This window comes from Candidatus Dorea massiliensis AP6, assembly GCF_964245105.1.
GTDB lineage: Bacteria > Bacillota > Clostridia > Lachnospirales > Lachnospiraceae > Laedolimicola > Laedolimicola intestinihominis.
Window position 1 is genome coordinate 62,183 of sequence record NZ_CAXTKW010000001.1, and the last position, 13,835, is coordinate 76,017.

Annotated in this window: 13 protein-coding genes; all 13 read right to left on the minus strand. The window is 51.4% G+C overall.

All coding sequences use genetic code 11. The features are described from left to right. Positions 1 to 44: 44 nt before the first annotated feature. Positions 45 to 1,295, minus strand: coding sequence for a ribonuclease E/G (locus ACESZP_RS00355; RefSeq protein ID WP_499707662.1), 1,251 nt, complete (start codon positions 1,293 to 1,295; stop codon positions 45 to 47). Then, complete coding sequence (locus ACESZP_RS00360) at positions 1,295 to 2,017, minus strand: TIGR03936 family radical SAM-associated protein (RefSeq protein ID WP_499707663.1); 723 nt, start codon at positions 2,015 to 2,017, stop codon at positions 1,295 to 1,297. The genes ACESZP_RS00355 and ACESZP_RS00360 overlap by 1 nt, the downstream gene beginning before the upstream one ends. Continuing rightward, positions 2,014 to 3,894, minus strand: a complete 1,881-nt coding sequence (locus ACESZP_RS00365) for a TIGR03960 family B12-binding radical SAM protein (protein WP_499707664.1) — start codon at positions 3,892 to 3,894, stop codon at positions 2,014 to 2,016. Before ACESZP_RS00365 ends, ACESZP_RS00360 begins: the two co-directional genes overlap by 4 nt. 452 nt (positions 3,895 to 4,346) lie before the next feature. After that, positions 4,347 to 5,711, minus strand: coding sequence for a hypothetical protein (locus tag ACESZP_RS00370; protein ID WP_499707665.1), 1,365 nt, complete (start codon positions 5,709 to 5,711; stop codon positions 4,347 to 4,349). Positions 5,712 to 5,789: 78 nt separating this feature from the next. After that, the gene (locus ACESZP_RS00375; RefSeq protein ID WP_499707666.1) at positions 5,790 to 7,715 is read right to left on the minus strand and encodes a hypothetical protein; all 1,926 of its coding nucleotides are present in this window, start codon (positions 7,713 to 7,715) and stop codon (positions 5,790 to 5,792) included. A gap of 26 nt (positions 7,716 to 7,741) precedes the next feature. Next, on the minus strand, positions 7,742 to 8,068 hold the full coding sequence (locus ACESZP_RS00380; RefSeq protein WP_178038123.1) for an AzlD domain-containing protein: 327 nt from the start codon (positions 8,066 to 8,068) through the stop codon (positions 7,742 to 7,744). Then, complete coding sequence (locus ACESZP_RS00385; RefSeq protein ID WP_499707667.1) at positions 8,065 to 8,754, minus strand: AzlC family ABC transporter permease; 690 nt, start codon at positions 8,752 to 8,754, stop codon at positions 8,065 to 8,067. Before ACESZP_RS00385 ends, ACESZP_RS00380 begins: the two co-directional genes overlap by 4 nt. A gap of 18 nt (positions 8,755 to 8,772) precedes the next feature. Beyond that, positions 8,773 to 9,057 (minus strand): hypothetical protein, encoded by a 285-nt coding sequence (locus ACESZP_RS00390; protein ID WP_499707668.1) that lies wholly within the window; start codon positions 9,055 to 9,057, stop codon positions 8,773 to 8,775. An 81-nt stretch (positions 9,058 to 9,138) separates the two neighbouring features. Further along, positions 9,139 to 10,236, minus strand: a complete 1,098-nt coding sequence (gene hisIE, locus ACESZP_RS00395) for a bifunctional phosphoribosyl-AMP cyclohydrolase/phosphoribosyl-ATP diphosphatase HisIE (RefSeq protein WP_499707669.1) — start codon at positions 10,234 to 10,236, stop codon at positions 9,139 to 9,141. A gap of 1 nt (position 10,237) precedes the next feature. Then, the gene (hisB, locus tag ACESZP_RS00400; RefSeq protein WP_349165058.1) at positions 10,238 to 10,825 is read right to left on the minus strand and encodes an imidazoleglycerol-phosphate dehydratase HisB; all 588 of its coding nucleotides are present in this window, start codon (positions 10,823 to 10,825) and stop codon (positions 10,238 to 10,240) included. 3 nt (positions 10,826 to 10,828) lie between these two features. Next, positions 10,829 to 12,130 (minus strand): histidinol dehydrogenase, encoded by a 1,302-nt coding sequence (gene hisD / locus ACESZP_RS00405; protein WP_499707670.1) that lies wholly within the window; start codon positions 12,128 to 12,130, stop codon positions 10,829 to 10,831. Next, on the minus strand, positions 12,127 to 13,137 hold the full coding sequence (locus ACESZP_RS00410) for an acyltransferase family protein (protein ID WP_499707671.1): 1,011 nt from the start codon (positions 13,135 to 13,137) through the stop codon (positions 12,127 to 12,129). Before ACESZP_RS00410 ends, hisD begins: the two co-directional genes overlap by 4 nt. Positions 13,138 to 13,149: 12 nt before the next feature. Beyond that, positions 13,150 to 13,806, minus strand: a complete 657-nt coding sequence (gene hisG / locus ACESZP_RS00415; protein WP_178038138.1) for an ATP phosphoribosyltransferase — start codon at positions 13,804 to 13,806, stop codon at positions 13,150 to 13,152. Positions 13,807 to 13,835: the final 29 nt, after the last annotated feature.

Sequence of the window (13,835 nt, forward strand, 5' to 3'; positions counted from 1 at the left end):
CCCCTTAAAACGTTCCTGAATGTGTTTTCCGGATGTCTGTGAAATCAGCTGTTTACCTGCTCTGCCAGTGTCTTCTGCACTTTTTTACGAGTAATTTCTACCAGGCCAAGAGGCGTCATATCTACGAGGGACGTCCGTACCGGATCCTTTTTTAATTCCGATGCCAGCACTGCCATCAGTGTCTGCTTATCTTCCTCTCGCTCCATATCAATGAAATCTGCCACAATGATACCGGACAGATTCCGGAGCCTGAGCTGTCTCGCCAACTCTCTGGCCGCCTCCAGATTGATTTTCAGGAAGGTGTCGTCCTTCTTCTTTTTGCCCGTATATTTACCCGTATTTATGTCCACAACGGTCAGGGCTTCCGTGGGTTGAATTACCAGATAGCCGCCGGATTTGAGCCATACACGCTCTTTTCCGGCTTCTTCAAAGGCCTTGGACAGGCCATAGACGCTGTCCAGGGACGGTGCTGTCTCTTCATAGAAATAAAGCTTTGGCAGATCTGCCGGCTGACGGTCTGTCAGATAGGCTTTTAGTTCCCTGTAAATGTCCGCACGATCCGTCATGATTTTATTAAAGCTGTCGGCACGTAGTCCCCGCAGTCTTGCCGCGTAAGCGGACGGCTCTTTGTATACAAGAGAAAAACAGGCGCGGTTTCGCCCGGTCTCCACGGTGTGACGATAGGCTTCTGTCAGTTCGCCAAGCTCCGCGCGCAGCTCATCCTCCGAGGCTTCCGCTGCGTTGGTACGGACGATGATGCCGAAATCTTTCCCAAGAAAAGGCTCTGCGATAGTGCGAAGCCGCTGTTTATCCTCAGGAGAAAGCTTGGAAGACAGACCCAGATGATGCTTGCCGCTGGTCAGAACCAGATATTTTCCGGCAAAATTCAGGTTCGCAGTGACTGTGGGGGCTTTGGTCTTGACGGCCTCCCGGCTCACCTGCACCAGAAGCTCATCTCCGGCCACCAGTGTGTTCATTTTCTTCGGTGTCGTGAAAATGGGCGCATCATTGTCATTTAAGGCGTAATAACAGAGCTGCCCGTTTGCAATCTCGATAAAGGCCGCGCTGATATTGGCAGCGATATTTTTCACCTTGCCCACATAGATATTTCCGAGGATGGATTCTCCGCCTGCGGGCAGACAGGACAGCTCGGCGGCATGGTCATTTTCATAAAAAGCGTAGACTGTGCGCTCCCGGTCCCTGATGGTCAGGGTAGTTACCAGAAAGGCGCCGCCTCCCTGCTGCCCGGCGTGCGAAGAAGAAGTATGCTCTGCCATGATTTCTGTCTGTTCCATCAGAATTCCTCTCCCAGATCTTCCAGGCTTATCAGCTTCCGTGGCTCGCCCTCACCGGCCAGGTTTGCGTACAGCTCCTTCCGGTGAATCAGCAGGGCAAATTCCGGAAGTTCAAAGCCTGCGTAAGTGGCAAAGGCTTCCAGTACCAGCTCCGGCTTCACATTCTCGGCACTTCCGGCGGAGAGCTGTAAGGAAATGGAATCATCCTGGCATTTTGTATCGTAAATCAATGGTTTTAAATCCAGCTCCCGCTCGCCTTTTTTCGTCTTTTTTGTCACCAGGATTTGTTTCTGTGCGCAGAACGCCGCCCATTTTTCATCCAGGCCATTTCCAAAGACGCAGTCCGCAGGCAGGCTGTTTTCCCGGAAACGGACCTCGTAATCGGCAGCCGCCACCAGAGACATTGCGTTGGCGGATTTTTCCTCGGGGATCCTCCGGAAGGAAAGAACCTCCACGCCCTCGGCCATAACTCTGTTCAGACGCTTTACTGCCGCTTCGGAGGACAGCTCATTTCCTATCTCAATGTCCAGGTACTCGCCGTCGCTGGTAAGCCCCACGCCCAGGGGAGACGCAAAGGACATGATCATATGGGGGCTGAAGCCTGCGGAATAGCAGATGTCGATGTCCGCCCGGCGCATGGCCTTCTGGAAATAGCGCATGATATCCAGATGGCCGATGAATTTCATAATACCATATTTGCGGAATTTGATACGGATTTTCATGCGTTTTCACCTCCTGTAAGCGCTGTGGGACAGCAGCCGGCACGGTAACTGCCCGCGCCGCAGCCCTGGCACTGCTGACGGCAGTTGGGGGTTACGGTCTCCTCGTGAGCCCGCTTCCACTCCCGCAGCAGGAATTTTTTCGTAACGCCGATGTCGATGAAGTCCCAGGGGAACAACTCATTTTCATCACGATGTCTGGTAGTATAGAACGGCACATCCAGTCCGGTCTCTTCAAAGGCCTGAAGCCACCTGTCATTATCGAAGCACTCGCTCCAGGAATCAAAGAGACAGCCGTTCCGGTAAGCAGCCAGAAGGGACGCGCCCACCCGGCGGTCGCCGCGGGCCAGAATGCCCTCCAGCACGGTCACGTCGGCCTCATGCCAGTTGTATTTGATGCTCTTTTTATTTAACTGGGCCTTGATCTCACTGTTGACGATATAGGCCTTGTCGAGAAATTCTTCCTTGGTACACATGCGCGCCCACTGGAACGGGGTGAAGGGCTTCGGCACGAAGAAGGAAGTGCTGACGGTAATCTGACATTTACCGTTGCGCTTGTCTTTGGGAATCTCGTAGTAACGCTTTGCGATCTTCTCCGCCAGCCAGGCGATGGCCTTCTCGTCCTCTATCGTTTCTGTGGGCTGTCCCAGCATGAAATACAGCTTCACCTTCTGCCAGCCGCCCTCAAAGGCCTGTCCGGCGCCTTCCAGAATGATTTCTTCAGTCAGTCCCTTGTTGATCACGTCCCGGAGACGCTGGGAACCGGCCTCCGGCGCAAAGGTCAGGCTGCTCTTGCGGATATCCTGGACCTTGCTCATGACGTCCAGGGAAAAGGCGTCGATACGCAGAGACGGCAGGGAAATATTGACGCCCTTATTACCAAAGGTATCGATGAGGAAATTCACCAGCTCCGGCAGGCGGCTGAAATCGCTGGAGCTTAAGGAACTTAGGGAAATCTCCTCATGTCCGGTGTTTTTAAGCATCTCTGTGGCGGCCTCTTCCAGCATTTCCAGGGAACGCTCCCGGATGGGGCGGTACAGCATACCGGCCTGGCAGAAACGGCAGCCGCGGATGCAGCCACGCTGAATCTCCAGAACTACACGATCCTGGGTCACCTTGATAAACGGAACCAACGGCTTTTTCGGATAGAAGCTGTGAGTCAGATCGGTGACCACCTGTTTCTGTACCCTTGCGGGCGCATGGGGATTGTTGGGCTCCATGGACGCAAGGGTTCCGTCCTCATGGTAAATGACATCATAAAAAGAAGGCACATAGATTCCCGGGATTTCCGCCGCACGCTCCAGGAACCGTACACGGCTCTCTCCTGTTGCCCTGGAAGCCTTATAAGCGTCCAACAGCGCAAAATAGGAGGTCTCGCCCTCTCCGATATAAAACAGATCAAAGAAATCCGCCAGCGGCTCCGGATTGGTAGCGCAGGGACCGCCGCCAATGACAATGGGGTCATCCCAGGTACGCTCTTTGGCATAGAGCGGGCTCTGGCTTAAATCCAGGATTTGAAGGACGTTGGTGTAGGCCATCTCGTACTGCAGCGTGATACCCAGAAAGTCAAACTCACGAATGGGGTCCTGCGACTCCAGGGCAAAGAGCGGAATGTGCTGCTCCCGCATGATTTTGTCCAGATCGGTCCAGGGAGAATAGACGCGTTCACACCAGACGTCCTCCCGCTGATTGAACATATCGTACAGGATCTGGATGCCCAGATGGGACATGCCTATTTCGTAGACGTCCGGGAAACACATGGCAAAACGGATATCTACCTTATTTTTATCTTTCATCACTGCATTGATCTCATTTCCGAGATATCGGGCCGGTTTATCTATCTTCAGCAAAATTTCATCGGACAAAGCTAATTTTTTCATACATACCTCGCTGTTCTTTGTGCTATATACACATAAAATAATTGCACAATAGCATAGATCAGGGAACTCATTAAATACAACATGATTTTCCGGTAATGATATCGGAGTGGTAACCTGTTCCGCTATTATGTGATTCCCCCTAATTTATTTAATAAATCGTTTGATTATTTCAAATATAAAAAATATAATACACACTGGTACAAAATAAATAATCAGAAACCACAGCAACGGCGCACTATAAGAAGCACTCCATGCCGGGTTGGTAACCAGCCTTACAAATTGGATTAAACTATCAATTGCACCCCATATTAATAGAACACAACATATGATATATTGAATTTTTTTTATTTTATTACGTTTCATGAAATACCTATATTCCTTTATTACATCGTAAGAACAAAATATGTCCAGTTAAATAATGCATAAAGCACTGGGAATTATTATACATTACTTTACGGTATGGCACAACACGATTTTTTAGCAGCTTTCCACGGCTCCATTTCCCGTACCGCCAGCATTCCCAGCAGAATAAATCCGAAATCCAGGAAAATACTGGTGCGCTCCGAGGAGGCCCAGACTGTAGGCGACAAGCCCATACTGATCTTGGAGGCGGAGGCAATGACGAGGAGTGCTAATGCGTCGATGGAGCGCTCTTTCTTATTCCAGATAAGGAACAGGGAAATCACCACGCAGGCGCAGCAGAACGTGTATACAAGCAGCAGGAGCCGGTTGGAATTCGGCAGACTGCCCTGATAGTATACTACGGGCTGGTCGAAATCAAACACATGGAGAATCAGGTGTACCCAGGGGTATTCCCGGTATTTTCCGAACAGCAGGACGCCCAGAAGTCCCAAATTTGAGAGCAGTGGAATGGCTGCGATAAGGCGTGCCGGAAGTCTCTTCTGCTTTTTTCGGACTGCCATAAACAGCACGGCGCTCATCAGAAAATAGGGCAGATTGACGTCCTGATACAGAGTCTTTAGTAGACTGTACCAACCAAGCAATACCTTCTGCACCAGATTGAATCCGGCGTAGGCCGGGAACCAGAAATCAATGTTGGAAGCCTTGCGAGCCGCATTGCCTGGGCAAATCGCGACGCAGATGGCGAAGCATACAGACAGGGCAAGGAGTACATACAGATAGGGATTCGTCTTTCTTCCCCGCAGATTATCTGTAATCAGCAGATACAGACAGGCCAGCAATGCCATGGCGCAGATCTGCTCCTGATTGATGGCGAAAATGGCCGCCAGCGTACCGAGGACATAGTAACTTTTCTTGCAGGTACCTTCCTGATACCAGAGATACAGAGGCAGCGCCGCTACCATTAACGCTGCCAGGGGCCACCAGTAGTTGATGGTCGTGGTCATATAGCCTGCCGAATCCATTTCCCGGAAATCATAGGAAAGAAGGAGGCAGAGGAACAGAATCAGGGATGTAAGCGGGACAACCGTCCGAGTCCCAGACAAAGTGTTTTTGTCGGTCTGGATACTGCTGCCACTTCCATGTTTCCCATAGCCGCTGCAGAAAAATCCGCACAACAGCCACGCAATTAGCACCGACACCAGAATATCCAGCACCTTCCATACCAGGATCGGCTGCTGCAATACCAGTACCAGCACGCCCTCGATTACCAGGCGGGAGGACCAGCCATACCAGCGCTTCACCATGAATGAGCCGAAGCTGGTATCATCAAGGCAGGTCATAAAGTAATAATCATCCCCGCCGCCAAGCTTCAGCCAGCACATATGAAAAAGAATCGCCAGGACTCCATAGAAGCCAAGCAAAATCCATATTCGTTTGTCTTTCAACCAGGTCATAACCTATATTTCTCCTTCGTCCGCCTGTTTAAAGGCATATCAGTAAGCGCATCGTTTTGCATTCCATTTCAAATCCGATTAAGCTTGTATTCCATGTACCGACACCAAATTCGGAATGCCAACGGTATAAAAGCTGTACAGAGACAAGAGGCAGGTCAGACACAGCAGAATTCGCAGCACCTTGCTCTGGCTCTCACTGTCCGCTCGATGAATCAGATAAGCCGTATAGAACAGAATCGGCAAAAGGTAGCGTCCCTGGGGCTGGAAGTCCACCACCCAGGCATTGTATACAATCAGCGCGTACTGAATGAACATAGCCAGAGCCGCTGCGCCAATCTCCCACCAGGTTTGGGAATCTCTCTTCCGGAAGGCCTGTACCAGCAGATAAGCAAGGATGGCCAGATACAGAACCGCTATGGCCATATAATACCAGTCCCGGGCGCCGAACGCGTAAGATCCAAAGAAGCCTGCGAAGGTGCGGAACAGGTTCTTATTGAAATCAAAGCCGGTCAGAAGCTCGCCCAGGGTAACGCCCTTCTCCATAAAGCTCATGGAATAAGCCCGTTCCAAAGCCGGCGTGGAAAGCTTGTATCCGGGCAGGGCCGTCTGCTCCATCATATCCATGTAGACCCGATATTTTCCGAAAAGGCCGTAATAGGGGAAATCGGTAATCATATATCGGATGGCGAAGATACCAAGGGTAAAGCCCAGGATACCGAGATATTTGTACAGCAGGACCTTTCGTTCCGTCTTCGGCGTATAGAACAGCCGAATCAGCAGTATCAGGAAAATGAAAATCAGCACTACATAGAATGTGGGTTTGCCCCACAAGGGTTGCACAAACAGCAGGCCCAGAAGCGCCATGCAAAGCAGCTGCTTTTTGCAAAACGGTTCGTCCAGCACCCGGTTCAGCATGCTGTCCTTTTTCATAACTTCATACATGCACAGAAAACTCATGAAAAAATCCAGGGAATCCGAAGTACAGTAGGAAAACAGATACCACACCTGGGGCGTCAGAAGCAGCATGGCAGAGAGCGCCCAGTTCTTCTTTACGTTCTTCAGCGCAATGCCAGCCATGATACAGAAGGTCACCGTCGTAAAGAAACGCACCCGGATAATGGGGTCTGAAAAAAACTGTCCGATTTTCGCAGTCAGAAAATAAAAGAGCGTCCATTCACTGTGCCTGGTGGTTCCGTAGATGGCATAGGAATCGATGATGGCCGGATCCCGCATATCCGGCGGCATAAAGTGCGAGAAATAATAATTGACTGCCGACAGGGTATGATATTCGTCCGGATTCAGATAGAACGGATTCCAGAAGCCGGTAAAAATGGTCATCAAGGTGGCCGCGAAAAGTCCGCCGAACAACACACAGAAAATCAATTTAGAAAAGAGACCTTGTCCCGCGATTGTCCGTGTGAACCAGCGTACCAAAAGAATAGCCAGTACCAGAAGAATGCCGCTGCCAAGCGCTCCCAGAAGCCGCACGGCAAAGGGTGTCTGCGCGTACAGTGTCTGAAAGGCTTCTGTCGGAAGCATCTGGGAATCCTCTCCGGTCACCAGAAAGGTGAAACTGTCCTCTCCCAAGAGCTCCAGATCTGAATTAACCGTAAAATAAGTCCCCAGCTTGTCACCGGTCAGATCCACCGTCTGAATACCGTTCTTCAACACAGTAAGTCTTGTGATGGTCAGCGGCTCGCCTGTGGAATAATGCTGGTCCAGCGGGTCGATACGTTTCAGGGAGCAGTGGCTGCCGTACTGGAGATCGCCAAAGAAGATCCGGGCAACCCCATTCACCACCACCCGATGGTGCTCATCCCGGCCGCTGACATTTTCACCCGGTCCGGAAAAAACGGTTGTTACCACCTCGCCATGAGGGTCATTTTCAAAGGTCAGTGTCACCGTCGTAAATACCGGCGTGACAAACATGCAAACAAGCAGCCACAAGACTGCCGCTGCTGCAAAAAGTTTCTTTTTGTTCTGTTTTAATTTGTTTAAATTCATGTCTTTCCTACTTCAAAAATATTATTTCAGAAAACTACCTGCACCAGAAGCATGTAGCAGAAGGTTCCCGCCGCGATGCTAAGGAGCACGTTCCGTTTCCAGGCATGTAAAAGCGCTGTCAGAATCGTGGCCGAAAGTTCCGGAATGCCATGGGTGGGGGAAAAGAGATCCGCGCCCTTCAGACAATAGACCACCAGAGTTGCCATAATCGCCGGGGGCAGAATCGCGCCAAGATAATTGACTGCTTTCGGCATCTCCTTTTTCCTGTCGAACAGCATAAAGGGAACGAGCCTGGTAATCAGCGTGCAGACAGCTGTCACCAGAATTATAACAAATGCGCGCGTCGCTGTCATGTATTTTCCACCCTTCCTTCCAGTCTTTTTTGCAATGCCATCAGAATTGTCACTGTAATGATGAGAGACGGCAGGATAAAATTACTGCCGCCGAAGATCTGAAGACAGATCACCGAGCTGATAAGACCGATGACTGCGGGCAGATGGCTCTTCGCTTCTCTCCACTGATCCACAAAGATGGTCACAAAGAGTGCCGTCATGGCAAAATCAATGCCTGTCATATCGAAGGGCAGCACCTGTCCCAGCGCCGCGCCTGCCACAGAGCCGACGATCCAGTAAAGCTGATCCAGCAGAGAAATCAGGAACATGACTTTCTTTTCATCTATTTCTTCCGACACCTTTAAGGAACATAAAAGGGAATAGGTTTCATCGGTCAGGGAGAAAATCATGTAAGACCGTGATTTCATGGCCTTGAATTTTTCGATGAAGGTCAGGCCGTAAAAGGCATGACGGCTGTTGATGAGTAATGTCATCACAGCCACCACCGGAAGGCTTGTCCCGGCGGTCAGGAAACCTACCAGTACGAACTGGATGGAACCGGCGTAGACGACAGTGCTGATCAGAAGAGCCCACCAGAAGCTGTAACCGGCTTCCTGCAGAAGCAGGCCGAAGGCCAGTCCCAGGAAAAGGTATCCCAGCATAACCGGGATGGTTTTCACGAATGCGAATTTAAAAGTCTTACTCATTAGTTAAAGATCCTGTATTCATTCTATGGCCGACGCAGCCTGGCTCAGAACCTGATTCAAATCAAAGCCAAGCTGTTCGGAGTAATCCCGCTCCACCTCCTGACAGATCCGTTCACTGTTCCAGGAAGCGATATTTGCATGGCTGTAATCCAGAAGCATATACGCCGCAAAAAGACAGAGACAGACATAAAAGCGAATCCTCATCCAGATTCGTCCGACCGGTTCCTCCTGAGCCGGGGCCTGCCCCCGCTGCGCCAAAAGAAGCTGCCGGTACTGTCCGCCCTGTCTTTCTGTTTTTTTCATAAAGATGCCGCCTTATATTTCGTGGGAATTACTATACATTATGAAATGCATTCTGAAATCAGAACTGCCATGGTTTTTATTTTACCGGTTGGCCAGCTCCGACGTAATATCTTCCCAGGTCACACCCCGCTCCACCATCAGAACCATAGCGTGATATAGCAGATCCGACATCTCATACTTGATCTCCTCCGGATCCGGATTCTTTGCCGCGATAACCAGTTCCGTAGCTTCCTCTCCCACCTTCTTCAGGATCTTGTCGATACCCTTGTCGAAGAGATAATTGGTATAAGAACCTTCCTTGGGGTGTATCCTGCGGTCTGCAATCACCTTGTATACATCCTCGAAAACCTTCAGCGGATTGGTATTCTTGTAATCGGTTTTAGCGATCTCGTGGAAGAAGCAGGACTTATTGCCCGTATGGCAGGCTGCTCCGGTCTGGGATACCTTTGCCAGAATGGTGTCGCAGTCGCAGTCTACTTTAAGCTCCTTTACATACTGGTAATGTCCGCTGGTCAGACCCTTGACCCAAAGCTCCTGGCGGCTTCTGCTCCAGTAGGTCATCTTGCCGGTCTCGATGGTTTTATGGAAGGCTTCTTCGTTCATATAGGCTACCATCAGTACCTCGTCGGTACGGTAATCCTGTACCACCACCGGAACCAGGCCGTCCGGGCCAAGCTTGAACTCGGACCATTCCATATTGCAGCTTAAGGGGCGGATTTTCTCCACGAAGGGTACGAGCTCATTCAGATAAATCAGCTCGCTCACATACTCCTCGATCAGAGCCGCAGGGGCGCTGACCACATCAGAGCTGTCCACGCAAGCTGCAATCTTTTCTTTGCCGAAGCGCTTGGATGCATCCTCAGTCAGGTCGATATTTTTCTGACGGCCATAGTTTAAAATGGCTTTCTCACAGCCCGCATAGAGAATCTTTTTCACATCCTCCAGCCGCTTGATTCTGCCGCCGGCCTTCACCGGAACCTCCACGGCGCGGCAGATTTCTTTCAACGCGCCGATGGACAGATCGTGATCCACATCCCCGTCGGACAGGTCAAAGACCAGAATTTCGTCGGCTCCATTGTCACTGTAATATCTTGCAAGGACAGCCGCTTCTTTGTCCGCGCCCTCTCCCTGCACCTTTCCGGCCAGAAGCCGGATCACTGCGATATTTTTTTCACTCATATCAAAGACTTCCTTTCGTAGATAACACGTCTGTAATTCTCGGATCGTGTGTGGTCGCCATGTCGAGGGCCTTGGCAAAGGCCTTGAACATGCCCTCGACCATATGGTGGCTGTTGCCGCCGGACAGCATCTTGAAATGCAGGTTCATACCGGCGCTATAGGAAATGGCGTAGAAAAACTCCTTCACCATTTGGGTATCCATTTCCCCTACTCTTTCCGTAGGGAATTCCACGTCGGAGACGTAATAGGGTCTGCCGGACAGATCCAGGGAACAGAGCACCAGGGACTCATCCATGGGCAGAATGCAGGTGCCGTAGCGGACGATGCCCTTTTTATCTCCCACGGCCTCACGAATCACCTGCCCCAGCACAATGCCGGTGTCCTCGATGGTATGGTGGCAGTCCACCTCCAGATCGCCCTTCACCTGGCAGGTCAGGTCAAAGAGTCCGTGTCTGGAAAAGCCGTTCAGCATATGGTCAAAGAAACCGATGCCTGTGGAGATATCCGCTTTTCCGCTGCCGTCCAGATTCAGGGTAATGGAAATATCCGTCTCTTTCGTGGTTCTGGAAAGACTTGCGATTCGTTCCATAGTCTAGTCCTCCTTTTTCTCAAAGCGTACCGCAATGGAGTTCGCGTGTGCCGTCAGCCGCTCCGCTTTCGCGAAGGTTTCAATATCCTCATGTACCGCCTCCAGCGCTTCTCTTGAATAGTATACGATACTGGATTTTTTCATAAAATCGTCCACGCTCAGCGGGGAGAAGAACTTCGCCGTACCGTTGGTCGGCAGGATGTGGTTCGGTCCCGCGAAATAGTCCCCCAGGGGCTCGCTGGAATTCTCGCCGATAAAAATCGCGCCTGCGTTTCGAATTTTAGTCATCACCTGGAAAGGATCCTTTGTGACGATCTCCAGATGCTCGCTGGCGATCTCATTGGCCGCCGCGATGGCCTCATCCAGATTCTCCGCAATCAGAATATATCCATAATTTTCCAGCGACTTTTCCAAAATCGCTTTCCTGGACAGCTTCTGCACAAACCCTTCGATCTCTACCTGAACCTTGTCCGCCAGCTCCTTGCTGGTGGTTACCAGGATTGCGGACGCCATCTCGTCATGCTCCGCCTGGGAAAGCAGATCGGCCGCCACATAGCGGGGATTGGCGGTCTCATCAGCCAGTACCAGAATCTCACTGGGGCCTGCGATGGAATCAATACTTACGTAGCCATATACGGCCTTCTTTGCCAGAGCCACATAGATATTGCCGGGCCCCACGATCTTGTCTACCTTCGGTACACTCTCCGTACCGAAAGCCAGCGCCGCGATGGCCTGGGCTCCACCCACCTTGTAGATCTCATCCACGCCCGCCTCACAGGCTGCCACCAGGGTATTCGGAGATACCTTGCCGTCCTTTCCGGGCGGTGTGGTCATGACAATACGCTCCACACCGGCCACCTTGGCCGGGGCCACGTTCATCAGAACGGAGGACGGATAGACTGCCTTGCCGCCGGGTACATAGACGCCACAGGAGGTGATGGGCCCGATTTTCTGGCCAAGCAAGGTGCCGTCCGGCTTGCTGTCGAACCAGCTGTAACGGCGCTGCTTCTCGTGGTAGCTGCGGATATTGACCAGGGCTTTTTTGATGACCTCCAGAAGCTTCGGATCTACCTCATGGTAAGCCTCCTCGATCTCCTCTTTGGTGACGCGGATGGTGGATGCGTCAAGCTTCGCCCCGTCGAATCGCTCCGTATAGGAAAACAGGGCCGCGTCTTTATTCTTTTTTACATCTTCGATGATGGCGTTGACCCGTTCGGAAAACTCCCCGTAATGATTGGGGCTTCTCTTCAACAATTCATCCAGCAGATTCTGTTTGCTGTTTTCATCCAATGTAACGACTTTCATTTTGATGACCTCCCAATAAGACGTCCGAACCAGCGGTTAAAAATCCAGGCAATGGGAACCTCCGCGGCACAGACCAATATGGCAACGCCCAGATTAAACGCAGGCTGGGACATTGGTATCCATTTTTTTACAAAAAACATTCCCAGTGACACATAGTATACCACCAAAAAGGTGGCGTGTGTACACATAATGACTAAAGAATTCCGGCCAAGCCAGGATAACACGCGGCTCACCGGCAGTGCCTTCACCAGGGCGATGAGCCCGGCGCAGCACAGAAACGCGTTCAGGTAATGCACCGGATGTACATACAGGTAATGCAGATCAAACACCGGAGCCCGCAGCGCCAGCAGACTTCCGGGAATCAGCAGCAACGCAGGCCAGCCCTTGGGAAGCCTCGTCATGTACCAGCCCATCACCAGAAACGGCATAGCCAGAACTCCACGCAACACCGTAATTAGGATATCATAACCCAGATATCCGCTTAAGGTACATTCCCAGGTTACATACCGATCAAGCCCAAGCCCGGCAGAAATGCCGTAAGCGCCGGCGGCCAACAGCACAATCAGAAAATTTCTCTGCCATTCCTTACAGGTTCCCGTCAGCACCGCGAACAGCGTGCCTGCGATAAAATAGGCCGGTAAAAACCATAAAATATGCACACCGTAACCTGTAAAGGTATCCACATACTGTCTCGCAAGCGCCGCTCCGGACAGGGCCTCGCTGTTCAGCAGATGCGTAATCGTATTCATGGTCAGCAGCATCAGAGAAAAGGACAGATACGGCGTCAGTACGCCCCGCACCCGGCTTTCAATGGACTGAAAGATCGAACGCTTTTCTCCCTGCTTCAGACGTGCCAGAATTCCTCCCACCACGAAAAACAGCGGCATATGAAAGGAAGAAATCCATTTCAGGGTATCCTCCTGTATATATTCGATATGACCCAGGATCACCAGAAAGATTCCAATGCCCTTTGCCATATCCAGATAGTCCAAACGCTTTTGCTGCATGCTTCCTCCGATTTACAGTGCAGCCCTCAGATCTTGAATCAGCTTGGTAATCCGCTCTGATTCCATCTTCATGCTCACCTGATTGACCACCATGCGGGCAGATAGAGGCATTACCTCTTCCAGCACGCCAAGGCCGTTCTCGCGGAGCGTGGAGCCGGTCTCCACGATATCCACGATCACATCAGACAACCCCACAATGGGCGCCAGCTCGATGGAGCCATTCAGCTTGATGATCTCCACGGTCTGATGCTTCTGATTATAGAAATAATCCTTTGCGATATCCGGGTACTTGGTGGCCACACGGATCTGCTCCTGATGAGCCAGCTTCTCCCGGGCCGATTCCGGTCCGCAGACGCACATACGGCATTTTCCAAAGCCCAGATCCAGCACCTCGTACATCTTCCGGCCCTCTTCCACCAGGGTGTCCTTGCCGACCACGCCGATGTCCGCCGCACCGTACTCCACATAAGTGGGGACGTCCGGACCCTTGGCCAGGAAGAATTTGAGACCCAGCTCTTCATTTACGAAGATCAGCTTCCTGCTGTCCGGATCCTTCATTTCCTCGCAGGTGATACCCACCTTTTCCAGAAGCTCCAGGGTCTTCTTGGCCAGACGTCCCTTGGTCAGCGCGAAGGTCAGATAACGCTTGCCGTCATCGGTGGCGTTCACCTTCTTCTCCGCGTCATTTCGAAGAGCCC

Excerpts from the sequence above, each read along its gene's own strand:
- hisIE (WP_499707669.1), bottom strand. The coding sequence starts at position 10,236 with ATGAGTGAAAAAAATATCGCAGTGATCCGGCTTCTGGCCGGAAAGGTG.
- ACESZP_RS00365 (WP_499707664.1), bottom strand. The coding sequence starts at position 3,894 with ATGAAAAAATTAGCTTTGTCCGATGAAATTTTGCTGAAGATAGATAAA.
- ACESZP_RS00360 (WP_499707663.1), bottom strand. The coding sequence starts at position 2,017 with ATGAAAATCCGTATCAAATTCCGCAAATATGGTATTATGAAATTCATC.
- ACESZP_RS00375 (WP_499707666.1), bottom strand. The coding sequence starts at position 7,715 with ATGAATTTAAACAAATTAAAACAGAACAAAAAGAAACTTTTTGCAGCA.
- ACESZP_RS00385 (WP_499707667.1), bottom strand. The coding sequence starts at position 8,754 with ATGAGTAAGACTTTTAAATTCGCATTCGTGAAAACCATCCCGGTTATG.
- ACESZP_RS00380 (WP_178038123.1), bottom strand. The coding sequence starts at position 8,068 with ATGACAGCGACGCGCGCATTTGTTATAATTCTGGTGACAGCTGTCTGC.
- ACESZP_RS00370 (WP_499707665.1), bottom strand. The coding sequence starts at position 5,711 with ATGACCTGGTTGAAAGACAAACGAATATGGATTTTGCTTGGCTTCTAT.
- ACESZP_RS00355 (WP_499707662.1), bottom strand. The coding sequence starts at position 1,295 with ATGGAACAGACAGAAATCATGGCAGAGCATACTTCTTCTTCGCACGCC.
- hisD (WP_499707670.1), bottom strand. The coding sequence starts at position 12,130 with ATGAAAGTCGTTACATTGGATGAAAACAGCAAACAGAATCTGCTGGAT.
- hisB (WP_349165058.1), bottom strand. The coding sequence starts at position 10,825 with ATGGAACGAATCGCAAGTCTTTCCAGAACCACGAAAGAGACGGATATT.
- ACESZP_RS00410 (WP_499707671.1), bottom strand. The coding sequence starts at position 13,137 with ATGCAGCAAAAGCGTTTGGACTATCTGGATATGGCAAAGGGCATTGGA.
- ACESZP_RS00390 (WP_499707668.1), bottom strand. The coding sequence starts at position 9,057 with ATGAAAAAAACAGAAAGACAGGGCGGACAGTACCGGCAGCTTCTTTTG.